Annotated in this window: 25 protein-coding genes and 1 pseudogene; 3 read left to right on the forward strand and 23 right to left on the reverse strand. The window is 37.2% G+C overall.

All coding sequences use genetic code 11. From position 1 onward, the window contains the following. Positions 1-70: 70 nt before the first annotated feature. The 11 genes from CXF71_RS10250 to CXF71_RS10310 form a co-directional block, all read right to left on the reverse strand. Positions 71-430: a nuclear transport factor 2 family protein gene (locus CXF71_RS10250; RefSeq protein ID WP_101232865.1), complete on the reverse strand. Its 360-nt coding sequence runs from the start codon at positions 428-430 to the stop codon at positions 71-73. A gap of 537 nt (positions 431-967) precedes the next feature. Further along, on the reverse strand, positions 968-1,477 hold the full coding sequence (locus tag CXF71_RS10260; RefSeq protein ID WP_232771441.1) for a nuclear transport factor 2 family protein: 510 nt from the start codon (positions 1,475-1,477) through the stop codon (positions 968-970). Between the two features lie 100 nt (positions 1,478-1,577). Beyond that, a complete protein-coding gene (locus tag CXF71_RS10265; RefSeq protein WP_101232868.1) occupies positions 1,578-2,048 on the reverse strand; it encodes a GNAT family N-acetyltransferase in 471 nt (156 codons plus the stop codon). A 113-nt stretch (positions 2,049-2,161) separates the two neighbouring features. Then, positions 2,162-3,247: a M28 family metallopeptidase gene (locus tag CXF71_RS10270; RefSeq protein ID WP_101232869.1), complete on the reverse strand. Its 1,086-nt coding sequence runs from the start codon at positions 3,245-3,247 to the stop codon at positions 2,162-2,164. 94 nt (positions 3,248-3,341) lie between these two features. Next, positions 3,342-3,920, reverse strand: coding sequence for a hypothetical protein (locus CXF71_RS10275; protein WP_232771442.1), 579 nt, complete (start codon positions 3,918-3,920; stop codon positions 3,342-3,344). Between the two features lie 269 nt (positions 3,921-4,189). Further along, positions 4,190-4,435, reverse strand: coding sequence for a hypothetical protein (locus CXF71_RS10280; protein WP_101232870.1), 246 nt, complete (start codon positions 4,433-4,435; stop codon positions 4,190-4,192). Between the two features lie 88 nt (positions 4,436-4,523). Beyond that, positions 4,524-4,967: a hypothetical protein gene (locus tag CXF71_RS10285; protein WP_101232871.1), complete on the reverse strand. Its 444-nt coding sequence runs from the start codon at positions 4,965-4,967 to the stop codon at positions 4,524-4,526. Between the two features lie 414 nt (positions 4,968-5,381). Next, positions 5,382-5,588 carry a hypothetical protein gene (locus tag CXF71_RS10295; RefSeq protein WP_101232873.1) on the reverse strand — a complete coding sequence of 69 codons (207 nt, stop codon included), beginning with the start codon at positions 5,586-5,588 and terminating at the stop codon, positions 5,382-5,384. 139 nt (positions 5,589-5,727) lie between these two features. Then, positions 5,728-6,234, reverse strand: a complete 507-nt coding sequence (locus CXF71_RS10300; RefSeq protein WP_101232874.1) for a GNAT family N-acetyltransferase — start codon at positions 6,232-6,234, stop codon at positions 5,728-5,730. 115 nt (positions 6,235-6,349) lie between these two features. Next, positions 6,350-6,604: a hypothetical protein gene (locus CXF71_RS10305; protein WP_101232875.1), complete on the reverse strand. Its 255-nt coding sequence runs from the start codon at positions 6,602-6,604 to the stop codon at positions 6,350-6,352. A gap of 113 nt (positions 6,605-6,717) precedes the next feature. Then, entirely contained in the window at positions 6,718-6,921 is a 204-nt protein-coding gene (locus tag CXF71_RS10310) for a hypothetical protein (RefSeq protein ID WP_101232876.1), read from the reverse strand. A 247-nt stretch (positions 6,922-7,168) separates the two neighbouring features. On the opposite strand from CXF71_RS10310, the gene CXF71_RS10315 reads away from it, so the two are divergent. Further along, positions 7,169-8,134 (forward strand): integron integrase, encoded by a 966-nt coding sequence (locus tag CXF71_RS10315; protein ID WP_101232877.1) that lies wholly within the window; start codon positions 7,169-7,171, stop codon positions 8,132-8,134. Positions 8,135-8,250: 116 nt separating this feature from the next. On the opposite strand, the gene CXF71_RS10320 is transcribed toward CXF71_RS10315, so the two are convergent. The 3 genes and pseudogenes from CXF71_RS10320 to CXF71_RS10330 all read right to left on the reverse strand — a co-directional run. After that, positions 8,251-8,736 (reverse strand): DUF885 domain-containing protein, encoded by a 486-nt coding sequence (locus CXF71_RS10320; RefSeq protein ID WP_269800809.1) that lies wholly within the window; start codon positions 8,734-8,736, stop codon positions 8,251-8,253. Between the two features lie 112 nt (positions 8,737-8,848). Further along, on the reverse strand, positions 8,849-9,598 hold the full coding sequence (locus CXF71_RS10325; RefSeq protein ID WP_101232878.1) for a hypothetical protein: 750 nt from the start codon (positions 9,596-9,598) through the stop codon (positions 8,849-8,851). 601 nt (positions 9,599-10,199) lie between these two features. After that, positions 10,200-11,633 (reverse strand): annotated as a pseudogene (locus CXF71_RS10330) (DUF885 domain-containing protein); the annotation flags it as partial. A gap of 170 nt (positions 11,634-11,803) precedes the next feature. On the opposite strand from CXF71_RS10330, the gene CXF71_RS10335 reads away from it, so the two are divergent. Next, entirely contained in the window at positions 11,804-12,271 is a 468-nt protein-coding gene (locus CXF71_RS10335) for a GNAT family N-acetyltransferase (RefSeq protein ID WP_101232879.1), read from the forward strand. Positions 12,272-12,363: 92 nt separating this feature from the next. Here CXF71_RS10335 and CXF71_RS10340 read toward each other — a convergent pair whose 3' ends face one another. Beyond that, positions 12,364-13,833: a M28 family peptidase gene (locus tag CXF71_RS10340; RefSeq protein WP_101232880.1), complete on the reverse strand. Its 1,470-nt coding sequence runs from the start codon at positions 13,831-13,833 to the stop codon at positions 12,364-12,366. 26 nt (positions 13,834-13,859) lie between these two features. After that, positions 13,860-14,393 carry a YaeQ family protein gene (locus tag CXF71_RS10345; protein ID WP_101232881.1) on the reverse strand — a complete coding sequence of 178 codons (534 nt, stop codon included), beginning with the start codon at positions 14,391-14,393 and terminating at the stop codon, positions 13,860-13,862. 223 nt (positions 14,394-14,616) lie between these two features. Between CXF71_RS10345 and CXF71_RS10350 the strand changes: the two genes are divergently transcribed. Then, positions 14,617-15,738 (forward strand): pyridoxal-phosphate-dependent aminotransferase family protein, encoded by a 1,122-nt coding sequence (locus tag CXF71_RS10350; protein WP_101232882.1) that lies wholly within the window; start codon positions 14,617-14,619, stop codon positions 15,736-15,738. Between the two features lie 101 nt (positions 15,739-15,839). Here CXF71_RS10350 and CXF71_RS10355 read toward each other — a convergent pair whose 3' ends face one another. The 7 genes from CXF71_RS10355 to rsxC form a co-directional block, all read right to left on the reverse strand. Continuing rightward, the gene (locus tag CXF71_RS10355) at positions 15,840-16,259 is read right to left on the reverse strand and encodes a VOC family protein (RefSeq protein WP_101232883.1); all 420 of its coding nucleotides are present in this window, start codon (positions 16,257-16,259) and stop codon (positions 15,840-15,842) included. 67 nt (positions 16,260-16,326) lie between these two features. Next, on the reverse strand, positions 16,327-18,441 hold the full coding sequence (locus tag CXF71_RS10360; protein ID WP_101232884.1) for a methyl-accepting chemotaxis protein: 2,115 nt from the start codon (positions 18,439-18,441) through the stop codon (positions 16,327-16,329). Between the two features lie 260 nt (positions 18,442-18,701). Further along, positions 18,702-19,361 (reverse strand): endonuclease III, encoded by a 660-nt coding sequence (nth, locus tag CXF71_RS10365; protein WP_101232885.1) that lies wholly within the window; start codon positions 19,359-19,361, stop codon positions 18,702-18,704. 149 nt (positions 19,362-19,510) lie between these two features. Further along, positions 19,511-20,305 carry an electron transport complex subunit E gene (locus CXF71_RS10370; RefSeq protein ID WP_232771443.1) on the reverse strand — a complete coding sequence of 265 codons (795 nt, stop codon included), beginning with the start codon at positions 20,303-20,305 and terminating at the stop codon, positions 19,511-19,513. Then, positions 20,295-21,095, reverse strand: coding sequence for an electron transport complex subunit RsxG (gene rsxG, locus CXF71_RS10375; protein ID WP_101232886.1), 801 nt, complete (start codon positions 21,093-21,095; stop codon positions 20,295-20,297). Before rsxG ends, CXF71_RS10370 begins: the two co-directional genes overlap by 11 nt. Then, the gene (rsxD, locus tag CXF71_RS10380) at positions 21,095-22,156 is read right to left on the reverse strand and encodes an electron transport complex subunit RsxD (RefSeq protein ID WP_101232887.1); all 1,062 of its coding nucleotides are present in this window, start codon (positions 22,154-22,156) and stop codon (positions 21,095-21,097) included. Before rsxD ends, rsxG begins: the two co-directional genes overlap by 1 nt. Positions 22,157-22,227: 71 nt before the next feature. Continuing rightward, a complete protein-coding gene (rsxC, locus tag CXF71_RS10385) occupies positions 22,228-24,252 on the reverse strand; it encodes an electron transport complex subunit RsxC (protein ID WP_101232888.1) in 2,025 nt (674 codons plus the stop codon). Between the last annotated feature and the right edge of the window lie 3 nt (positions 24,253-24,255).

Below are 24,255 nucleotides of genomic sequence, written 5' to 3' on the forward strand. Positions count from 1 at the left end.
TGAAGCGAGCGGAACTTAACCAACTTGCTTCAAGTTCCGTTTAAATTGCTTATTAGGTTTCTCCTACTACTCAGAATGCGCTTTTCCATTGTTCAGTATCGATAAACCAGCGCTCCTCATAGATTTTTTCATCGTCAAACTTGAATAGAACTGACAGCTGAGAAGCCGTAATCTTATCGGATTTCCATTCAACGATCGAGACAACTTCTCGTTCCCCCTCTATTTGTCTAAGTTCCGTAATTTCGAAACCAGGAGGAAGGATTAAATCAAGACCATTCAAAGCAGAGCGAAACTCCTGTCGCCCTTCCAAAATATTGACTTGGCCGGGCATAATGAATTTCATTTCTTCAACATAATCTTTAACTAAGACATCAAAGTCACCTGTGCCAACAGCTTCCCATCCACGCTGTACTATGTCAGCTAATTTCATTGTATATTCTCCTAAAGTAATTGATACAAATTAACTATAGAAGGTATCCACTAATTGTGAGAGGCAGTGAATCATAATACTTACATAAGCGGAACCTAACCAACTGTTTGTTTTGTTTGAAGTGCTTGTTATGTGTTATTCCACCGAAGTCAGACCAAAGCCTGATCTACAGATGATTAAGAATAAAAGCACAAATATAATACCCATAGAGAATAAAATACCCTCTAGAAATAAGCTTGCACCAAAAACTAAAAATGTTGACCAACAGAGTGTAATAGCTAAATTACTAAGCCTAAACCGGCAATTGCAAGAGTGACAGCAAAACACGCGAGGAGATAAAGAATACCACGGCAAATTCTTTAAATTATTACGAAGATCCTTGTCACATACCCAAGCCTTACAATTTAGGCATTTTGCAATGTTCATACAATATCCTTTTGCACATAACGCCACTAAGAGGCGAAAAGTAGTGAGTTAAAATAGCGACGAAGGAGTAAAAAAAACACTATATTTGTCCTTTTTAACCGCTTGTTAGAACTATTTCTTAATTAGTTCATCATTCATGTTTTTACCCCCTAAGAAATCCTCTCTAGGAGTATAATTAATCCAATCTGTTTGCTTTATAATTTTATTCTGGGAATTAAACTCTTGATAAATTATAAACAACCACGGGCCCATCCTTTGTCCATCAAAGATAAACTCATGAAAAAAACCTTGTGTTACAACCGTATTTCCATCTTGAATTTGTTTTGTAATGGTTAAAATTTGCCCACCTGAAAGAGCCGTAAATTCGCCTTTATCCCAGGCTAAGAATTCTTTAATCTCTCTTTTTGTTTTTAAACTATTTCCATAGATAATATCTTCAAATTGGGCATTATCATCATAGAAAGACATTAAGAGATTAAAATCATTACGTTGTGAGTATACGTTAAAGTAGTCCACAACAATTTGAGACATTTCATTGTTATTTATACTTTTAGAAGCACACCCACTAAATAGAAGAATTATTAAGGCAATTAAAATATTACGCATATCTGGAGAATTCACCCATAGTGATAACGCCTAAATAAGAGGCTTTTTATAGTTTGCTAAAATTGTGGAGCGAAGCAGAACCTAGAAAACTGTATTTTTCCGTTCAATGTTCTTTTTATGTGCTTAGTGCACACTCCATTTTAATTGATTCTAGAACTACTCCATTTCGAGTAGTAAAGTTACTTTTGCTTTGTTCAACGAATCCATTTCGCAAATAAAAATTTGCAGCATTAAGCGATGAGTCTACTTTAAGGATTTTAATGCCTGCTTTATTAGCTTTTATAAATAGAAATTCAATCATTTTTTGACCAATTCCTTTTCCTACGCAATCAGGTGAGACAAACAATGAAAGCAAAAGTTGCTTTTCTATATTTAGCTCACCAAAACAGACAACTCTATTTTCCAATACCTTGACATATTGTACACAGCCATTATTCGCGCTTTGTACAAACCGTTCAGGATTGGCTTCTCCTACCCAGTCCAAAACTGTCTTACTATCATAATCTCTTATACAAAGAGCTTCTGCTGAAGATCTAAAAACAGAATCCATATCTGTGTAATCTGATTTGTGAGCAACTCGAATCATAAATACAGTCCTCTAAAAGCACATAACATTTTGCTAAGGAGCAAATTGTAGTTGACTAGAATAAGCGACGTAGGAGCAAAAGCCAACTGTATTTTGTCCTCATTTAACAGCGGTTAGGTTTTCTCTATTACTTTATTGTCTAAGTACTTTTCAGGAGTTAACAAGAAGGTAGAGAATAAATTTACGGCTTGTTCAAGTTGCTCTTTTATACGCTTAGGGAATACTTGCTCAATCGTATCCAACCGATCAAATTTAGAATGTAAAATAATACCCCAACGATTTTCAGTTTCTCGATCACAAGCACCTTGAGATGAGGAGTCGAAGCAATCCCAAAAAGCAGGATGATTTGTTTGAGACAATCCATCAAACCCATACAACCCATTAATTGAAAAATTAGTAGACTCTAAAAATACAATTGGTATTCCTGCACAAGAAAAAGGGAAATGATCTGACCAAGGACCCGTTTCACCCTTTGGGTATTCCTTAGATTTAGGATGTTCAACAAATTGAATACTCTTGTTAATAGACTCTGATGTTTTAATAATAGCTTTACGTAAAATAGGCTCTCCATTGTAAATAGAATCAGACTTACCACATGGATATGGCGTTGAAAGCGCGCTGTGAACATACATTTTATCGCCTCCAGCAATCATATCAAAATTAATCATGCCAGCTATATTTTGCAATGCTGTTGGAGTTAACTGCTTCACATAATATTGTGAGCCTGATATCCCTATTTCTTCTGCTCCAAATGCAATAAAACGTATATTGAAATGTCTAGATGGACTTTTAGAAATAATCTGGGCAATCTCGAGCATAGCTGCAACACCTGTCCCATTATCTATTGCTCCATATGAACCTTCGCCTTTAGAGTCGTAATGAGCACCAAGAATAATAGTCGGTAAATCATTACTTCCTAATTCAGCAATTATATTGTTTGACTTAAAATATTGCTCTTTATTTTTAAACTCAAAAGGTTGAACCTTTACCTTAAAGCCAAGTTCTCTAAGTGTGTTAGATATAAATTTAGAAGTATTCATTTCCTCTACAGATCCTGAAGTTCTAACCCCAATGCCTTCATTAACAGAGACCAATTGCTGCAAATATGAATAAGCATCTTTTTCATTAGCAAAAACAGAGGTCGTACAGCAACACAAAAGTATTATATTTGCTATTTGAGATATTCGGTTTTGAAACACTTTTTTAATCCTTTTTAAAGAGTATTAACACAATATTCGATTGATAGAGTTAGAAACCTAACGCCCTGTTAGCAGTTGTCCGTTTGAAGCCTTGTTAGCTTTGATGGCTCATAAGCATTGCCATACCTAGCCAAGAGAACCATAATATTTGGCCTAAGCCAAATATTTCTGTCAGTATTTCAGCAGGATAAATAGTGAGAATACCAACAGTACCAATAAATAGACCGAAACAATTTAGCAATTTAGGTAATTCAATAATTTTTAAGCCTGCAACACTTAATAAAAGAACCCATAACCCTCCTACAACTTCGTTACCTCCCCCTAAACCTTCAACTATTGTATTAATAACGATCCAAAGAGTCATTGCTTGCTCTGCGTTTTTGGCAGACAAATCGATTACAGCAGCTAATCCTACATTTGCAATCATTCCACTTGCTATGACAAGGCCAACCCAAATAATACCGAAGACCGAAGCAGTTTGTGATAAAACAGGGGCTTTGGTTTTCATTCGTTGATGGATCGCTAAAACTAATACCGCCAAAAAAAGACCAAAGGCGACATACATAGTTAAGTTAACTATCGATAAAATCACTTGATTATTAGTTAGAAAAATAAATTTATGTGTATCATCCGCACTGACAGGGTAATCCCAAAACGCTCCAAAACGCTCCAAAAAAAACAAAAGCTGATATGTAAATAATGGCCTCAAAAAGTGCTGCAACGCCACCTATTTTTTGTAATTTATTCAAGACTCTACCCTTGATTATAAAAATTTTAAGTTAACATAAAAGAATAGTTGTTAACGACTTCAATATGTAACAAAAGCTAACGCCCTAATAAGGGGCTTTTTTAGTTTGCTAAAATGTTGAACGAAGTGAAACCGAGCAAACTGTAAAAAGTCTCACTTGAGTAGCTTGTATGGATAAATTGCTGATATACCGACTATAAAAAACTAAGAAGTAATAGTAAACCTATAATTCCCGAACCAAATAATAGGTATTTACCAAAGGTAGAATTATCTTCGAGAGTTTCTTGATGCTGCGCTTGTAATTGAGCCAACTGTGATTCATTTAAATCAGAGCAATGAATACATTTATCGCTTGCTTCCGGTGTATATAATTCACATCTATCACAGCGTTTTTGTTTCGGCTGCTTAGCTTTCATTGCTAGACTCATTCCTACAGACATTGTGAAATCCTTTACACATAACGCCTCGTTAAGAGGCAAATAATTTGTCCTGCTTTAACGACTTGTTAGGTATGCCGAATTCATATACTTAACTCAATACTCTGATTTGGTTTATTGAATTTACTCTAATATGAGTTTGAAAATAATATTTTTCAGTTCTCTTACCATTTGAAATAAACCAAATTTTCATTTGTTTGGCTTTACCAGTAACTTCGATATTTTTATTAATGAAATATGCTTCTGGCGAAGAGCCATATTTTTTTGTAAACGCTGCGATTGTTTTAGGGTGGAGTGCTACCGTAATACTTCTTCTATCTCTGTAATCTAATTCAGTGTTTAAATAGACAACTTTTCTCTCTACACCTGATGCTTTTATTGAAAATTGAAAAGTACCTCTTATACCATCTGGTGCATTTAGTTCTGTTTGTTCAATTAAACGCATCACATCAGTTGAGGGTTGATTTGAAGTTACGTCAGACGTTGTTGTACATGCAGATAAAACTAAAATTGATAATAATATTAAATACTTCATTGAGATGACATCCTTGTTTGTATACCTAACGCCGCAATAAGCGGAAAATTATAGTTGGCTAAAATGTTTGAGGAACGAAAAACAGCCAACTGTAAATTTTGTCCTTTTAAACTACTTGTTATATGCACAACACTAAGATTTAGCAGGTTTTATTTTTACACGTTTGAATGCAATAAATAAAACATCTACTACTGTGATCAGTATGATAATCGAACAAATAAAGTTTATTGAATCTAAATTAACGCTAGATAGATTAGGTTCAAATAAATTTGTAAATGCTAAAACAAGCATTGGAATGATAAACGATATTCCAATTATATATTTCATTTTCATATACGACTCCTATTACTCTCAAGTTAGAATTAGTCACCAAATCAGAGGTGCATTTTTCCGCTTGAAGAGCTTGTTATATTACTATTGATACCAAACACTTACGACGACTGTTGCAGGCATCCATGAACCACCACTTTGTGATTGAGTGATATTTTTAATTTCCACATCTGGCTTTGAAGCGAGCCAAAGATTGATTTCAGCTTCTAAACCACAATCAGATGATGATGTTGAACTAGGCCAAAAACCTTGCTTAGGCTTAATGATTTTTGTGAATATTTTAACTTCCATTTTAGAAATATACTCCATGTTGATTTAGTAATATAACGCCCAAATAATGGGCTAAGCAATGGTTGGCTAAAATTGTGTAGCGAAGCGAAACGTAGCCAACTGTTACGTTTCCTTGTTGATTTTCTTGTTAAATCTCGTTTTATAAAGCCACTTGATATATATCTATTTCGAACCCACGAAATACAGAAGATTTAATAAATTGAAAGCCTGTTCTGTTTACGACTTTAACAGAGCTAACATTATCCGATTCTATTAGTGCGTGTACCGCGTTAAGATTTAAGGATTTTTTAGCAAAGTCTAAAATCCCATTTGTTGATTCAACAGCATAACCTTTACCTTGTTGGTCAGTGGTAAGGCGATAGTTAATATGTATAACATCTTCAGAGTTCAAGTTGTGTTTATTAAGACCGCACACCCCAACAAACTCATCAGTAACAGAGTTAAAAATTGCCCAATGCCCATAGCCATTTAAGTCATACTGTTTTTTGCAGTTAGCTATATAATCATGGATTTGTTCTTCTGTGTGAACACCTACAGTTGAGTATTGCATTACTACAGGATCAGCTAACACTTTTGATAGGTTTTTAGCATCCTCATTCGTAATTTGACGAATACATAACCTTTCAGTTTCAACAATAATCAACACAAACTCCTAGAGATATAACGCCCTCGTTAATGGGCAAAATATTGTTGGCTAAAATAGTTGAGGAACGAAACACAGCCAACAATATTTTGTCCTGATTTAACAGCTTATTATAAGTTTAATTAACTACACAAGAACAAGCTATTTCGCCGTCTTGAACCCACTCTCTGTAGCCTGAACCACATTTCATTTTATAATGATTACAAGTTGCCTCGTTACCATAAGCAGTACTATTTCCAGTAACCGTTGTAGTTATAACGCCATCAATAATTTCGCCCGCAGACCAAGGTTTAATATCTAAAGCAGTACAACCAGAGAGAAAGGTAATAGAAAATACGAGTAGAATGAAATATGTTTTATTCCCAGCAACCATTTTAATACTCCAATACTTAGAAACTTATAACGCTTTGATAAGCGGGAAAAACTTGTTGGCTAAAATTGTGAACGGAGTGAAAAAGCCAACTGTTTTTTTTCTTGTTATGTAATTTACTGCTGCGGTGTTTCTTTATTTTTGAGAGGAGCTAAAAGCATATAGAATATCCAAGCAAACCAAGACACAAAGACTACTAATAACAACCAAGCCAATTTTTCACCACCACGAGTTTTTGATGAACTTAAAATTAAAACTACGGGTAAAACCCAAACTAAGAAAAATATTATCAAGATTGAAAAAATCCCTATACCACCCATATTGCTACTCCATTTATTTAATTACATAACAATTTATTATGAGGAAAGCCCCTTGTTTCTACAAGATGGGATTAATCGTCCATAATTTTATAATGTTAGGAGGTTACTCGATTGTTACTGATAGATCAATCAGTTAAAAACATTGCTCAAACTGGTAGATGTGTGAAAGGAGGGGATTTGCGCGCTTTCTTGTAGAAAGAAGGATTTATGTTAAGCTGTATGTATATACAGTTGGCAAGAGGTTTTTATGTCTTCGCCATTTTTACAGTCTATTGCAGAACAAATGCGTTTAAAGCGTTATGCCAAAAGAACGATAGAAAGCTATGTTTATTGGATAAAGGCGTTTATAAATTTTAATGGTCAGCGTCACCCAATAAAGTGTCATGATGCTGAAGTAGAAAATTTTTTGTCTCATTTAACTAACAAACTCAATGTTGCACCTAGAACCCAAGGTGTGGCATTAAATGCTTTAGTATTTTTGTATCGGGGGATCTTATTAAAACCTTTAACTCTCGAACTTAATTTTAATAAATCTAAACAACAAACTAAGTTACCTGTCGTGTTAACTCAAGCAGAGATCATCGCGTTATTAGCCAAAATATCAAATAACTATAGTTTGCCTTGTAAATTAATGTACGGAAGTGGGTTGCGTTTAATGGAGGTTGTTCGCTTAAGGGTACAAGACATTGATTTTGACTTTCATGCTATTCAGGTATGGCAAGGTAAGGGTGGTAAAAACCGGCGTGTTACGTTAGCAAAAGAGTTATGTAATTCGTTAAAATCTCAAATAGCGTTAGCGCAGTATTATTATCAACAAGACCAATACAATCCAAACTATAAAGGCGTATGGCTACCTTATGCTTTAGCGAGAAAGCATCCTAATGCGAGCAAAGATATGCTGTGGCATTATCTTTTCCCTTCGAGTCGGTTAAGTAGAGATCCTGAAACAGGTTTTGTTCGTCGACATCATATTGATGAAACAACATTAAGAAAATCAGTGAAAATGGCTGCACTGAATGCGGACATAGCAAAAAATGTGACTTGTCATACGTTACGACATTCATTTGCCACACATTTATTACAACGAGGTGCCGATATTAGAACCGTGCAGGAGCAGTTGGGACATACTGATATTCGTACAACGCAAATATACACTCATGTAATTGAACATGGCGCAAACGGTGTGCGAAGTCCTTTATCTGACTTACTTTAAATACCGTTATGTAGAATAAAAAAATCCGCTCAGTCTATACTCAAGAAAGTGCGGATTATTATGCTATGAAAACATTTAATATAAAGTGCTTAACGCTTTTATTACTTAAGTATTAACTAGGCTTTCTTAGTTGTTATGTAGTCATTAACTAAATCGGCTAAAACGTTAAGTGGTACTGGACCATTTTTTAATACTACGTCATGAAACTCACGAATATCAAACTTATCGCCTAACTGAACTTTGGCATGTTCACGTAATTCAATGATTTTGTTCATACCAATTTTGTAAGCTGTCGCTTGTGACGGCATTACCACGTGACGCTCTACCATTTTTACTGCATCAGACATGGCATTAGGCGTATTTGTAGCGTAGTACTCTATACCTTGCTTACTAGTCCATTGTTTAGAGTGAATACCTGTATCAACCACTAAACGACATGCACGCCATAATTCCATTGCTAAGCGACCAAAGTCAGAATAGGGGTCTTGGTATAAGCCAATCTCTTTAGGGATCATCTCTGAATAGAGTCCCCAACCCTCAGTCTGGGTCTGTATATACATACGCATAATTGATGAGGTTTTTGTAAGTGGTTCTAAGATCACTTTGTGCGCTTAGCGGAAGTTAACCATGACATTCACATTACTTCCGCTTCTTTAGCTATGAGTTGACCTTAATGGCGTCGTTGAAAAGTCTAGGTAATACTACACTGCGGACTTAGAATCTTAGCCAAAAAGAAGAGATAGCTAATATAGCGAACATATATGGAACTCTGAATTCAATAAAATTTTTAAAATGGAGTACCTTGAGGTTCTTAAAATGTCTTAAAAAGTATTTCATATCAGCGCTCGTAAGTTCGTATGGAACTGTATAAAATAATGCTGACTCAGTAGCTTCATCATCCTTAAACTCTAGACCGTCCTGTCCGTTCAGTAGATTAAATATCAATTCATTTTGATAACTTTTAGCCCCAAAAATTCTAAACTTGTGAGCAATTTTATCGCCGTCATATTCTTGAAATTGGATTCGATTAATATCAATATGATTGTTTCTTAGATATAACTTAACCTTCTCTTCAGTCCAGTAACGAATTAGTGATTCTTCATATTTTTTTTGGTTTCCTATATCAGTCATACGTAAATAATAGTCTCCATGATTTGACCAGAACAATATTAAATAAACTACTAGGCTATAAACCAGTGCAATAAATAGCGCATAACCTATAATAGCAGGATTTGATATTGTCCCACTAACAATGCCTATCCCGGAACCTGTAATTTTTATTCCCGCTAGATTATAAATAAGTGAAAATATGGATAACATAATTAAGGGCTTGCGACGCCTTTCACCTTCTGTGTCTCCAAATTGACTAGGATTTTTAAAAAAACTACAAGCGGCTCGCTCATTATCACTAATATCTAGCAACTCCGGATTTATAATTCCTAACACTTCCTGACCGATACTCATACTATTTACTATGCCTATTACAAACTTATTGTATTGATTATAATACGTTATCTATTTTCGATTAAACATCTGAATTTTAATCTTTCAAATACAGATAAAGAGGTAATAATTTGAATTCAATGTCTAATTTTCGCACTGGCAAGACATAAGGACTAATTATCAAAATGACTATATTCGTATCAAAGTGATCGTTAGATGGGATGAATTTCACTCGTAAATTTAGACCGCTTTGTGGCCAGCCTGTGTGAAAACTATTTTTAACTTTCGTAATAGAATAATATCAACGAAAAAAGGCGCTGTAGATTAAATTCTGTAGTACGTTTGATAACAAACCACCTGTTAATTTACGTAGCGTCGCATAAAAAAATTACGCAGGGAGTTTTCACACATAGATGGCATGAGTGATCTAATTTTCTGATCGTTATTCTCGAGCATTATGTGTAGTCAAAAGTATGTAAATTAATGTTCAGCCTTTTACGTGTACGACAAAGACAAAAACTGGGTAACGGTTTAATTGGTTGTTGGAGAGGGGGATCTTTAGTGACCTACGCGTAAGGCGAAGTCTCTGGTAAGTATTGTGTATATATTTCGAGGCTTAGACTTCAGTATGAGCGGTATATCCACCAAATTTACGGAACTTTGGGATGCCCGTTAATTCTTGTTGGATTGCCAATTGCATGTGATGACCAGGAATACCTTCATGGTAGGCTAATGCTGCCATTTGATAAGAAGGCATAGCTGCCATGTCATAGAGGTTGGCGTAGTAAATTCCCGGACGAGAGCCATCTGGAGCCGGGCTTTCATAAAACGCTTTTCCGGCTGATTTTTCTCTGAAACCTTCAACAGCTTTAACTTTTAATGTCGCTTTTGGCTTGGTTAAAAATAAGCTGTCTAAGCGGCCTTCCATATCATCGATAAGTGCTACGGCTTCATCTAAATAACGCTGTTTCCCTTCATCGCTAGCTGGGTAATAAAACTGTTTGTCGTTACGCATAAAATCAAAAAAGTCATTAAGATTTCCTTCAAAACCAACGGCTTTCTGGATGACAAGCATTTCATTATGGATACGTGACACTTCACTTAAGCCAAGAGTATGAATTTGATCTGCGGTTAAATTAGTTGTGGTGGTGCGTTTTAAAGCATTATTGTAAAAGGCTTCACCGTCAGGAAACTTCCATGCACCATCGCGGGTGTCTGCTTTTGTCTCAAGTGTTGTTAAATAAGTAATTAATTGTTCGTAACCTGGTTTCAAACTGTCGATTAGTGCTGTTTTTATATCAATAATTAAGACCGATTTTTCTTCATCGGTAATGTTAAGTTTATCAACCTTGTGGGTGAAATCGCCAAAAATAGTACTGTTAGATGAATTATCAAAGGGGGCGCCGACCAGAATGTTTTTTGAGTCTCTAATAACGTGAGGAAAGACAAACTTAGGTGCAATAATACCTTTCATTTCACGCAGTTTAAGTTGCTCAACAAGCTGCTCTAGTAATTTTTTAGCACCGTGAACACGGGCAATATAATCTTGTGCTTCTTTTATATCACTAATAGAGTGCTGATTAATCAAAAAGGCGGGTATTTGTGAATGTGTACCAAACATTTGATTAACAGGGTAATTATGAAAACGCCATTTATAATCTTCGATACGGTTTTCGAATGTTTGCATGTATAAACTGTGGCTAATTTGAGTTTGTTCATCAAGCGTATTAACATCAATAGCTTGTATTAAAGCTAAATTATTTTTAGCGAAAGCGAGTTCTTTTTCTTCATTTTCTTGTGAAAGATCATTCCACTTGTCGTAATCTTTTTTTATGCCTAAATAGGTTTGCCATGAAGGGTCACGATCAACTTCTTGGTTAAAAATGTTATCAAACAACGCATTGGCTTGCTCTGAAGCTGTCTTTACGCTAACCGCTGTTTCATCAGCTGTGGCTGCTATGTGTTGGTTATTTTGTGGTGCTGCTTTATCTTCTGAACAAGCGCTTAGTAAAGCCGCGGCAACAGCAACGACTAATAGGGACTTTTTAAATGACATATATTTCTCATCTGATTCACATTATCCCTAGTTTGCCTTAATGTATGTAGCTAATTCAATGAATGCTCGACAGATTGTTCTAAAATTACGACCAACAGGTTTTGTGAATCGGTAAAAAGAAGTAAACTGAGTTATATCATTAGATCCAAGCGACCATGGAAACCCAGTAAATGAAATTTACCGTTGGCTTTCGAAAAGTTAAGAATGAAGACATCGATTTTTTGTTAGAGTTGCGGAGAAAAACCATGACTCAGCATTTGCTCGCGGCAGGTATTCGTATGACCGATGAGCAGCACTTAGTTCGAATTAAAGAACATTTTTATGAGAGCCATATAATTTTAGCGGACCGTAAACCTATCGGCTTAGTGAAAATGGGGGTTGTTGCGCTTAATAATACGCATAAAAGCTTACATATTCGGCAGATACAAATTATGCCAAAATATCAAGGAAAAGGTATCGGTAGTAAGGTTATTAAGGTAGTAAAAAAGCGTGCTTTACAGTTATGCTTACCGATCACCCTAAATGTTTTATTGAAAAACCCCGCTAGAGGATTGTATTTGCGTCACGGATTTCAAGTGGAGAAGAAAAATCGTTTGGAATATCAATTACGTTGTCCATTAGAGGTGATTGCCGCTTAGCTGATTAATTTTAGCTTGTCAGCGACAATCATTATTTTCGTATTTAGTCATGCTTAACTAAATGAACTGAGTAACATCTCTAATAAATAAGCCTAGTAGATAAGGCCGTTACGTTTTACTTTGTTCGGGTCAATACGTGATGGCGTAATAGAACCATCAACCAATGGTGTGGTTGCTATTGCTAGCATTTTTATCACTTGTAACATTGAAGGTAAGTTCAAGCTATTAATGTCATCGGTCACTTGATGGTAATGTTGGTCTTTATCGAGTTGCGTACTACTAAAGCTATGAGCCGGTACACCTAATCTTGCTAACGTTGCATTATCTGAACGATAGAATAAGTTTTGTTTAGGGTAGGGGTCAGCATAAACTTTTAGGTTCTGTGGTGCTAATGCTTGGTTTAGTTGCTCACCTAGATTTGAACGATCCATACCCGTCATCCAAACAGTACCATCACCAAACATGGCGGGTTTACCGATCATCTCAATGTTAATCATGGCTGTTATGCTTGTTGGCTCTACATGAGTAGAAAAATGACGAGAGCCAAAACCACCAATCTCTTCGGCACTAAAAGCGGCAAACATTAATGTTCTTTCATTATTGCCCATTTGAGCAAAGTGATTGGCTAAATTGATAATGGCTGAAACACCAGAAGCATCATCATCAGCACCATTATAAATTTCAGTTGGTGTTTGTGATTGACTATTAGACGTATCATCAATACTCGGTTTAATGCCTAAATGATCATAATGAGCTGAGTAAAGTACAACCTCGTTAGCTCTGCTTTTACCAGGTAAAATACCCACTACATTACTTAAGGTTGTGTCTGTAACCGTGGCGTTGCCTTTGACGCTAAATGTTTTTGCTTTGCTAATGTCAGTTAACGCCATAACAATAACGCCACCTTGCTCTGTAGCATTTTTGGTAACGAGTTTAGTTAAGCCTTGAGCAAAGTAACTTTGATAGCGCTTAAAGCTTTCTTCATGTTTTGGGTGAAGTAATACTAAATGTTGACCACCTTGGTTATTTAACTCACGCAGCGATTTACGCATGTTGTCGTCTTCACCAATCATAACCATATTTACAGGCTGATTATTTTCCTGAGCATTACTATGCCATGAAAACTCAGTTTTTGTTGTTGCCATGGATAACAATTCACTTGAAATTGCTTGGCCATTTATTTCAACAGTAAGGGTATTAGGGGTAATTCGTTGTACTGAATATTGCTGTTTAAAGTTGGGGGCACTCTTTGCTGTCGTAAGACCTACTTCATTAAAACGCTTAGCGATAAAGTCAGCAGCATGGCGGATATCAAGGGTAAAGTTATCACGGCCTTTAAGTTCATCACTGGCTAAGTAGCTAACATCTTCAGTAATTTGCTCTAAAGTAATGGTGTTATCAATAGTAGTAGCGGTACTTTTTTTATCATCTACAGTAGCGTTAGACGTTTCACTGTCGAGGCCTAAGTCAATATTGCTACAACTTGATAAAGATAAGCAGGCTAGCGCTAGTAGCGTAAGTGAAGTTGCCAACGCTACTGATTTTAATCGTTTTTTAGTCATTTTATTTGTCCTGAAGGGAAGGCCTTTTACTTGAGTTTTGTTGTTTCAATTAATAATGTTTCTTCACCTGAAGTTAACCATAATTGACCATCTTGAATGCTGCACTGAAATTCCATATTACGGCTAAGTAGTTTAACCAATGCTTCACAGGTACTTGTGTCGAATTGTTCTATGCTTAGTCGCTCAAGTTTTTTCAGATTTTGTTCCGCTTGAGACCACCAAGTATTTACGCTACTACCGTAACAATAAAGCTTTACTGCTTTTGCTTGGTTACAGGCTTTTTTGAGACGTTTTTCATCTAACTGACCCAGTTCAATCCACAGGTTTATTTCATCGCTGTAATTAATTTGCCAAATAACCGCTTCACTTTCATCACTAACGCCTTTTCCAAACTGTAAATCTTCGTGGGCATTAAGGATGTAGGCAATGATACGTATCATCAATCGTTGCGGTGTTTCTGAAGGGTGTTGAGCAATGGTAAGTTGCAAGCTGTCGTAATAATTACGATCCATATCGGCAAGTTCGATATTGGCTTTGTATATAGTTGCTTTAAGGGCCATGTGGTCTTAGGAGGTGATAAATAGTGGCGGTATCATAACAGTATGTTGCTAACTTGCAAAAGCCTGTAAAGATAAAGTAATCGGGTTGTATCAAGCCGATTGTAAACAGGTGGTATTGATCAAGTGAATAACTAGGATAATGGTAATTAATTCTACTTATGGTGAGATTTAAAGCATGATAAAGTTTCGGATTATTTTATCCCTACTTTTGTAAGAGGCTCACATGACAATTCAATCTTTTTTTCCACCACAACGTACTTTGATGGGACCGGGTCCATCAGATGTTAGTCCTCGTGTTTTATCTGCCTTAGCAAGGCCAACTATAGGGCATCTAGACCCTTGTTTTGTTGCCATGATGGATGAAGTGAAAGAGTTACTGCAATATGCATTTCAAACTAAAAACAAGTTCACTATGGCGGTCTCTGCTCCAGGGTCTGCGGGCATGGAAGCATGTTTTGTTAACTTAATCACCCCAAGTGATACCGTGGTTGTTTGTGTTAACGGTGTATTTGGTATGCGTATGATTGAAAACGTAAAACGTATTGGTGCCAAATTGGTGGCTGTTGAGGGGGAATGGGGTAGAGCGGTTGATCCCAAAACATTGGAAGCAGCACTTCAAGCAAACCCACAAGCAAACTTTGTTGCCTTTGTTCATGCGGAAACATCAACCGGGGCGTTATCAGATGCGAAAACTTTGTGTGCTATCGCCAAGAAACACGGCTGTTTAACAATTGTTGATGCGGTAACTTCCCTTGGTGGTGTTGAACTGCGTGTTGATGAATGGCAAATTGATGCCGTATATTCGGGTAGTCAAAAGTGTTTATCTTGTGTACCTGGTTTATCACCGGTAAGTTTTAGTGATAAAGCCGCTGAGGTTATTCAAAATCGTGGTATTGCGGTGCAAAGTTGGTTTTTGGATCAAACGCTTGTGATGGGCTATTGGTCGGGAGAAGGTAAGCGTAGTTATCATCATACTGCACCGGTTAACTCTTTATATGCCTTACATGAATCATTAGTGATGTTGCAAAATGAAGGCTTAGAAAATAGCTGGGCTCGACATAAAACCATGCACGAGAAATTAAGTGTTGGCTTACGTGATTTAGGTTTAGATTTTATTGTGCCCGAAGCTGAACGGTTACCGCAACTTAATGCCGTTTATATTCCAGAAGGTATTGATGATGCAAAAGTTAGACAGTTTTTACTTAATGAATATAACTTAGAGATTGGTGCAGGTTTAGGTGCTTTCGCAGGCAAAGCATGGCGTATAGGGTTGATGGGCTATGCCGCAAGAAACGAAAATGTCACCTTGTGCTTGGCTGCATTGAAAGAAGCTTTACAGCAGTAGTTATTTGCTGAGTTGAAATCGTAAAAGTATAAATAAAAGCCCGCTATTGATGTTTATCAGTAGCGGGCTTTTTTTGCGTTATCAAAGTGTGACTCTGTGGTTTACCAAGTGCCACTATTTTCCATACTTAACCATGGCTCTTGTGGCGCTAGTGAACCATCTTTTTGTAATAACTCGATTGCGATACCATCAGGTGAATTAACAAAGGCCATATGACCACAGCGAGGCGGTCTGTTTATGATAACGCCAGCGTCTTGGAGTTTTTGACAGGTGTGATAAATGTTATCAACTTCAAACGCTAAGTGACCGAAGCTGCGCCCAGCAGAGTAATCTTCAGTTGAACCCCAGTTGTGAGTGAGTTCAACTTCAGGACCACCTATTTCAGTCGCTAAGTAAACTAAGGTGAATCTTCCAGCAGGTACTTCACTACGTCGTGTTTCTATTAAGCCAAGTTTATTGATATAAAAATCTAATGATTGGGCTAAATCACGTACACGTACCATGGTATGTAAAAACTTCATAAAGCTCTCTTTTTGTTAGCGTAGTTATTGGGGAATATTAAGTTTAAATTTATTAGCTTTATAAGTATTAGCATTTCAGTCGACTTAGCTCCACTTCAATCTGTTCAACAATCCCTTTAGAATGAGCGCTGTTTTCTTGTAATTTACGCCCTAATTCAGCTAAGCCTGTACTACTATCGGAAACGGAGACTAATCGAATATTTATATCCTCTGCTACATGGCTTTGCTCTTCGGCTGCAGTAGCGACCTGCTCAGTACTTTCGCTCATCACTTTGATGCTTTCCATTGTTTGTGAAAGACGCTCAAAGCTGATACTTGTTTTATCGACAGTACTTGTAATCGAGTCTTTGTTTGCAGCCAGTGTTTCAACGGCTTTATTGACATCGATTTGTAAATTTCCGATTAAATTACTGATATCTTGAGTCGATGTTTGAGTTCTAGCGGCTAAGTTCCTAACCTCGTCAGCAACAACGGCGAAACCTCGACCTTGCTCTCCTGCTCTCGCTGCCTCAATGGCAGCATTTAATGCCAGTAAGTTGGTTTGATCTGCAATGGACCGAATTGTTTCAACAATACCGGTTATATCAGAACTATGGGCAGCAACTTGTGATATTTGTTCACTCGTTAATGCTATGTTTTTTTCAAGAAGCTGCACGTTTTGTACACTACCCTCTAAGATATCCTGAGTTTCTTGTAGAAGGGCATTGGCATGTTTTCCACCATTGGCAGTTTCTACGGCAAGCTTTGCAACTTCACTTGAGGCAGCCGCCATCTCGGTCATTGCAGTGGCTATACTGTCTAAATTAATTTGTTGCGCTTGAGTATCACTTTCAACGTCATGAGCAATATTTTCTAATTCCCCAAACTTACTCGCTAGCTCATTGGAGAAAACTTTAGATGAGCCAATCATTTCAGCCAACTTATTAATAAATTTATTAAAACCATTAGCCAAGAGTATTAATTCTTCATGACTTTCAACCTTTACTTTTTGAGTTAGGTCACCTTCACGGTCTGCTAACTCTTGAATTGCAGAAGAAAGTAGTTTTATAGGCGAAGTTATCGACTTAGCAAGCCAAATAGCAAAGAATAATGCGGCTAGTAAGAACAATAGAGAAAAGAATAGAAGCTCAGTGAGTGCATTATTATAGGACTCATTCGCTTTTTCTGTCATTTTTAAGACTGAAGCTAATGCTATTTTTTCAGGAACAGAAACAAGCAGTGTCCAAGTCACATTTGCTTCACTGATAAAGACAGGTACTTTAACATGCCAGTCAGAGTCAGAGATAATTGAGTTGTTAGAATTGCTCAATAGGGTTGAAAATTTCGGGTTTACATCACTGGCTTTTTTAGATAATTTTTCAGGGTAACTACTTGAAGCAATTAGTAAATTCTTTTGACTGAATAAACTGATGGATGCATTACCATCAAATAATAATTTAGACTGTTCAGTGATCCACTTTTGTACGACAGGTAAATTAATATCAACACCGACCATTCCTTTAAATTGGTTTGATACAATCACTGGCGCAGATAGTGTCGTCATTAACTCTTTACGACCAGGCTCTATTTCATACAAGTAGGGATCAAGCGCGCAAGGCTTTAGGGAATCTTTACTGCATAAGTAAAACTCAGCGGTACGAATACCATTATCGTCTTTTGTACTAATATATTTATCTTCTGCATTGTCTGTAGGGTAAAATACGGCTTGCCCATTCTCCTTGATCCAATAGATTTCTAAGGAGCCTGTTGGCGTTGAGTGTTGTGGAAAATCAACAAAGGTACTATCAAGACCATCGTAACCGTCTGCTTCAAACTGAGCGTAAAGCGAACTGATAGTAGGCGTTGCATCTAACGTGAAACGACTTAAGCTTTTTACTACATCTCTACTGAAAGGTGTACTTGGGTAGGCTGTTTTAGATAAGGTTTCAGCTAAAATTAGCGCGGGTGAAAAACTTTGTTTAAGTAGTTTGCTAATGCGTTCACCGGACAATTTTCCTGCGTCATTCATGGATTCAAGTACAGAGTTTTGCAATAATTTTTTAGTCGACAATATTTGCTCATGAGATAATGATGATAAAGTACGCGCGGTTAGCACGCCAAAACCAATAGCACAGAGCAAAACAATACTAACAAATAATAAAGTAACTTTCTTTTGAATGGAGTGTCGTTTATTTAACAGCATGCTGAAGAGTCCTTTTTATATAGTTAAACATCTATCGGTATCTTATTAATAAATTTAAGACTTTAGCATAGACAATGAAATTATAGATATTAAAAATACTTTTAGATAACTTAACAATACCAATAGAGTTGTCACGTTTGGTAACGTTTTATTAATAACTTAGTGGGGTAAGATACAGTCTACTATATTGATGCAATATTTGCTTTTTTAGTGCTATTCCAACCCTTGATTTTTAAAATTAATCAGCTGATTTTATCTTATTAGTCTTCTTTTGAAGCGTATTCACATAAATCTTCAATGATACAAGAGCCACATTTGGGTTTCTTTGCAGTACATGTGTAACGGCCATGCAATATGAACCAATGGTGCAAGTTAAACATAAACTCTGTTTTTCGAGGTGTTAGTTTTATTATATTTGCTTCAACGTGGTCAACCGTTTTACCGGGTGCATATTTTGTTCGGTTAGCAAGTCTATATATATGGGTATCTACCGCTAAAAAATAATTACCTTCATTATCCTTTAACCAACCAAAAGCTGTGTTTAACACGACGTTAGCTGTTTTACGTCCTACACCCGGCAATGCTTCTAATGCCGCTCTATTTTCGGGTACTTCACCACCATGTAAATCAACTAACATTTGACACGTTTTAATGGTATTCACTGCTTTGGTATTGAATAAGCCAATCGTCTTGATATATCCTTTTAATCCATCAAGTCCTAGGTTCAAAATTGCTTGCGGTGTATTGGCTACTGGATAGAGTTTATCAGTGGCTTTGTTAACACCAACATCAGTAGCTTGCGCTGATAATAAGACGGCAATGAGTAATTCAAAGGGGCTAGAGTAGTTTAGCTCAGTAACTGGATTAGGGTTTTCATCGCGAAGCCGCGTTAACATTTTTATGCGTTTTTCTTTATTCATGGCTCTACTCTTCTATCGCTTATCAGGTGTAAAGTGTCAGATGGAGCGGGACGTTTGCTGGCATAATTAACCATTAATTACGTTATCATTAAGCCTATTATCGATAAAAATGTTATCGATAATAGGCTTAATAGTAGCAATATTGGCGGTTAAGAGTCGAAGTTAACACGTACTCTTTCAATAACTTGCTCAGTATCGACCACTTTTCTGGCTTTTAAATAGTTATCAATAGCATTTTTAAGGGCAATTAAAATACCCATCGCAATAAAGGCTCCCGGTGGTAAAATAGCTAATAAGAATTGGCTATCAAGTTGCATTACTTCAACGCGAAGTACGCTTGCCCATTCACCAAATAATAAATTGGCACCATCAAAAAGTGTCCCTTGTCCGAGTATTTCTCTTATTGCGCCTAACAAAAGTAAGATAATGGCGAAACCAAGTCCCATCATTAATCCATCGAAGGCTGATTGTTTAACAGGGTTTTTTGATGCGTAAGCTTCAGCCCTGCCTATAATGGCGCAGTTAGTCACGATTAATGGCAGGAAAATACCTAAAGATTGATAAATACCATAAGCAAAGGCATTCATCAGCAATTGTACACAGGTTACAAAGGCGGCAATGATTAAAACAAAGATAGGTATACGAATTTCTTTAGGAACCCAATGACGGATTGCTGATACGGTAATATTCGAGCAAATAAGTACCAGCATTGTCGCTAAGCCAAGACCTAAGGCGTTAGTAACGGTTGAAGTTACGGCCAGTAAGGGGCATAAGCCAAGTAACTGTACTAAACCGGGATTGTTTTTCCATAACCCTTGTACAGCTAATTCTTTATATTCTGCCTTACGTTCAGCTTTATGGGCTGCGGCAGCTATCGCCAAATCATTAGCGTTGTCAGCAATATCAGTTTCATCACTGTTTTGTGGTGCTATTTCATTGCTCATTAGCAGCCTCGTTAATTGGGTGTGTCTTTGTAGATGCTAGTGTTGATGTAAAAGCGGTTTCGACACAAGCATTAGGGCGAGCTAATAATCTCGCTTTATTCTCAGTAAAGTAATTCAGTGTGCTTTTAACGCCTTTTACTACCGCTCGTGGTGTAATGGTTGCGCCGGTAAATTGATCAAACATACCGTTATCTTTGCTTACCGCCCAACGACTATCATCTTCTGATAGCATTCGTTTTCCGGTAAAGCTGGTTATCCAGTCACTTTTTCTAATTTCAATTTTGTCACCTAGACCAGGTGTTTCTTGATGCTTAAGTACTCGAACCCCGTTAACACTGCCATCAATGTTGATAGCCATAATAAAGTCTATATTACCATTGTAACCACTTGGCGAGGTACTGGTCATAGCAACGGCAACTACTTGGCCAGACTTTCTAGCGATATAGGCTGTTTTCACTTTATTTGAGCCCAGCTCTGGTGCACTCATCATTATACAATCATTAGCAATGTCGTTGTCGTAACGACTCGGTTCAATAATGCTATGCAATGTTCTTAATAACTGCTGCTGTTCTTGAATTTTTATTCGGTCTTTAGTGAGTTCACTGACTAGGCTAACGGCCAAAGTACAAGCAATGGCAAAGAGCGCAAGAATTTTGGTGTTTTTAGAAACAGCAATAGTCAGTGGCGACTTTACCGCTTTATCTTCGCCATTGTTATTATTACTTTCACCACTAATATCGTCATTTTTTTCAATATGAATATCTTGTTCAGCGTCAATTTTATCAGACATCACTTATCCCCCTTTAGGTGACCATAGGTTCTTGGGCGAGTGTATTGATCTATTAGCGGCGCAGACATGTTACAGAGTAAAATAGCAAAAGCGACACCATCAGGGAAACCACCTGAAGTACGGATTAAGTAAACTAGTAAGCCAGCCAGTAAGCCTACAATGATACGACCTTTATTGCTGGTAGCTCCAGTTACTGGGTCTGTTAGAATAAAAAATGCCCCTAGCATAGTCGCACCAGAAAACCAGTGGAACATAGTTGAAGCGCTACTATCTGGACTGAGGCTATAGCTAATAAAAGAGCAGATAAACAAGCTTATTAGAAAACTAATAGGTGTTTGCCAAGCAATGGCTTTTTTGGCAATGAGAAATAGACCGCCTAATAAAAATCCAGCATTTACCCACTCCCAACCTAAAGCAAAGTTATCTCCAAAAACGGGATTCTTAATACTTTCCAATACCGTTAAACCTAAGCCTGTGTTGGTTTTTAGGGTATCAAGCGGTGTTGCCATAGTAAAACCGTCAATACTGGTGCGTACTTGCTCTACTGAGTAACCCTCCACGGTAAAGCCGGTTAAAATAGTTGTTAACGTATTAGTAAAGTTTAGATCAACAGCAACTAACGTGAGTGGTGGTTGCCACAGTGTCATTTGCAAAGGGAAAGATACTAATAACACGACATACCCAGCCATTGCTGGGTTAAATGGGTTATGACCAAGACCACCATAAAGTTGCTTAACAATGACAATAGCAAACATTGTTCCAATAACTGAAATCCACCAAGGCGCTAATGCCGGTAAACAAATGCCGATTAATAAGGCGGTTAATAAAGCACTGCCATCAAATAATTCATGCGATATTGGCTTTTTACGTAGAGACAGTACCGTAAACTCACAAATAAGCGCCGTTGCCATCGCTAGGCCTATATGAATTAAATTACCCCAACCAAAAAAGTACCACTGGGCAATAACGCCGGGTAGGGTTGCGTACATCACCAAACGCATTAAGTTAGGTGTTTTTGTGTGGTTATGGTTATGTGGTGAACTTGCTATCCAAAATGCCATTATTTATGTCGACTCGTCGGGTTGTTTCGAGGATAAATTTCTATTCGAGTTTGTTTATATTCGCTCATTTTTTACACGCTATCTTGGTCGTTATTTGCAAAAGAAGTGGCTTCTTTTAATTTCTTTTTAGCCTTTGCTTTAGCTACAGCGGCGGCAATTTTTGCTTTTTTATCATCTGAACTTGCTATTTTTTCAGACACCATATTTTCGGGGGCTTGAACCGTATTAGAGGATTCAGCAGACTTACTGAGTTTCTTTGCTTTAGCTTTGGCAATAGCCGCAGCTATTTTGGCTTTTTTATCATCTACAGTCGGTTGTTCAGTTGGAGCTACTTTATCTGCCTCGACCTCTGACTTTGTACTAACAATACCACTGTCGAGAGAAAGTTTATTGACTGCTTCTTCTTTAAGTTTTTTCTTCGCCTTAGCTCTTGCTATAGCCGCGGATACTTGAGATTTCTGGTCATCCGCGCTATCTGTAGGTAAATCACCTTGAGGATCAGGAACATTTGTTTGGGCTTGATCCTTTGATGCTTTTTTAGCTTTTACACGCGCTAACGCAGCAGCAACCGCTGATTTAGCGCCCGTTGCTTCAGGTGTTGCCTTATTCATGGCAGCTTTACGCGCCGCAGCTGCTTTTTTGTGTTTTTCTTGTCGAGCAATTTTCTCTTTTTCTAAGCGTAATTTACGCGCTTCAAAACGAATTTTGGCTTTTTCTGCTTTTAAATCTAATTGTTGCTGTTCACGTATTTCAGCTTTAGCAATACGATAGTAATGCACCAGAGGAATTTGGCTTGGGCAAACATAAGCGCAGGCGCCGCAATCAATACAATCACTTAAATTAAGTTTTTTTAATTGTGCATGATCTTTAGCTTTTGCACTCCATTGCAATTCTTGTGGCAGTAATTGACTAGGACATACATCGCTACATTGACCACAACGAATACATTCAACTTCTTTACTTTCTTTTTCAAAAGCACTCGGCATTTCAACTTTACTGGGTACTAAAATGCAGTTACTGGTTTTAACAATAGGTACAAGCTCACTAGAGACACTAAAGCCCATCATTGGGCCACCCATAATTACCGGCTGCTTTTCATTTTCAATATTTTGCACACTACATTGTTCAAGCAAGAAATTTATCGGCGTGCCGAGTAATGCCCAAACATTTTGTGGTTTATTTAAAGCCTGTCCTGTTACCGTAACAACACGGCGAATAAGAGGAATGTCATGTCTAACCGCTTCATTAATTGCAAAACAAGTCGCAACGTTTTGCATGACAATACCAGCATGAATAGGCAGCTGGCCTGAGGTAACCTCTTGACCAGTTAGAATTTGAATCAGCTGCTTTTCCCCACCTGTAGGGTACTTAGTCGGTACGACACAAACTTTTATTTTCTCAATGCTAGTGGTAGCTTGTTGTAGTGCCTTAATTGCTTTAGGTTTATTATCTTCAATAGCAATTAGAATAAAAGCAGGGTTTAACAGTTTATCAAGAATTTTGATGCCATCGACAATAGCGTTACTTTGTTCCATCATTAACAAGTCATCAGCAGTGATATAAGGCTCACATTCTGCGCCGTTGATAATAAGGAAGTTAATATCGGGTTTGCTGTTTACTTTGATATGGGTTGGAAAACCTGCGCCGCCCATGCCCGCGATACCGGCATCAGCAATTTTTTCAATTATTTCATGGTTAGATAGTTGTTCTATATCGTAACAAACGTTTCTTTTACGCCAAGCGTCTTCGCCATCAACATCGAGGAATATACATAATTGGTTTAAACCTGAAGGGTGAGCAATAACCGACATTTTAATGTCACTGATAGTTCCACTCGTTGGTGCATGGACCGGAACAACCATAGGGTTAGTACTTAGCGTTAGGGCTTGCCCTTTTAATACATGTTCGCCGATAGTAACCAGTAAATCACCTTCACGACCAATATGCTGTTGTAGGGGGATAATTAACTGCTTTGGTAAAGCAAGCTGCTTAATAGGCTTGTTTGAAGTGAGAAACTTTTGTTCAGGGGGATGAATGCCGCCATGAAAATCCCAAAAATGGCCACGCGTGATACGCTCTATTACTGATTCCACCATACT

The sequence above is a fragment of the Colwellia sp. 12G3 genome (genome assembly GCF_002836775.1).
Classification (GTDB): Bacteria; Pseudomonadota; Gammaproteobacteria; order Enterobacterales; family Alteromonadaceae; genus Colwellia.

Bases quoted from the DNA above. Each gene is read 5' to 3' on its own strand.
- CXF71_RS10250 (WP_101232865.1), bottom strand. From the start codon at position 430: ATGAAATTAGCTGACATAGTACAGCGTGGATGGGAAGCTGTTGGCACA.
- CXF71_RS10265 (WP_101232868.1), bottom strand. From the start codon at position 2,048: ATGATTCGAGTTGCTCACAAATCAGATTACACAGATATGGATTCTGTT.
- CXF71_RS10280 (WP_101232870.1), bottom strand. From the start codon at position 4,435: ATGTCTGTAGGAATGAGTCTAGCAATGAAAGCTAAGCAGCCGAAACAA.
- CXF71_RS10285 (WP_101232871.1), bottom strand. From the start codon at position 4,967: ATGAAGTATTTAATATTATTATCAATTTTAGTTTTATCTGCATGTACA.
- CXF71_RS10295 (WP_101232873.1), bottom strand. From the start codon at position 5,588: ATGGAAGTTAAAATATTCACAAAAATCATTAAGCCTAAGCAAGGTTTT.
- CXF71_RS10305 (WP_101232875.1), bottom strand. From the start codon at position 6,604: ATGGTTGCTGGGAATAAAACATATTTCATTCTACTCGTATTTTCTATT.
- CXF71_RS10310 (WP_101232876.1), bottom strand. From the start codon at position 6,921: ATGGGTGGTATAGGGATTTTTTCAATCTTGATAATATTTTTCTTAGTT.
- CXF71_RS10315 (WP_101232877.1), top strand. From the start codon at position 7,169: ATGTCTTCGCCATTTTTACAGTCTATTGCAGAACAAATGCGTTTAAAG.
- CXF71_RS10325 (WP_101232878.1), bottom strand. From the start codon at position 9,598: ATGAGTATCGGTCAGGAAGTGTTAGGAATTATAAATCCGGAGTTGCTA.
- CXF71_RS10335 (WP_101232879.1), top strand. From the start codon at position 11,804: ATGAAATTTACCGTTGGCTTTCGAAAAGTTAAGAATGAAGACATCGAT.
- CXF71_RS10340 (WP_101232880.1), bottom strand. From the start codon at position 13,833: ATGACTAAAAAACGATTAAAATCAGTAGCGTTGGCAACTTCACTTACG.
- CXF71_RS10345 (WP_101232881.1), bottom strand. From the start codon at position 14,393: ATGGCCCTTAAAGCAACTATATACAAAGCCAATATCGAACTTGCCGAT.
- CXF71_RS10350 (WP_101232882.1), top strand. From the start codon at position 14,617: ATGACAATTCAATCTTTTTTTCCACCACAACGTACTTTGATGGGACCG.
- CXF71_RS10355 (WP_101232883.1), bottom strand. From the start codon at position 16,259: ATGAAGTTTTTACATACCATGGTACGTGTACGTGATTTAGCCCAATCA.
- CXF71_RS10360 (WP_101232884.1), bottom strand. From the start codon at position 18,441: ATGCTGTTAAATAAACGACACTCCATTCAAAAGAAAGTTACTTTATTA.
- nth (WP_101232885.1), bottom strand. From the start codon at position 19,361: ATGAATAAAGAAAAACGCATAAAAATGTTAACGCGGCTTCGCGATGAA.
- CXF71_RS10370 (WP_232771443.1), bottom strand. From the start codon at position 20,305: ATGAGCAATGAAATAGCACCACAAAACAGTGATGAAACTGATATTGCT.
- rsxG (WP_101232886.1), bottom strand. From the start codon at position 21,095: ATGTCTGATAAAATTGACGCTGAACAAGATATTCATATTGAAAAAAAT.
- rsxD (WP_101232887.1), bottom strand. From the start codon at position 22,156: ATGGCATTTTGGATAGCAAGTTCACCACATAACCATAACCACACAAAA.
- rsxC (WP_101232888.1), bottom strand. From the start codon at position 24,252: ATGGTGGAATCAGTAATAGAGCGTATCACGCGTGGCCATTTTTGGGAT.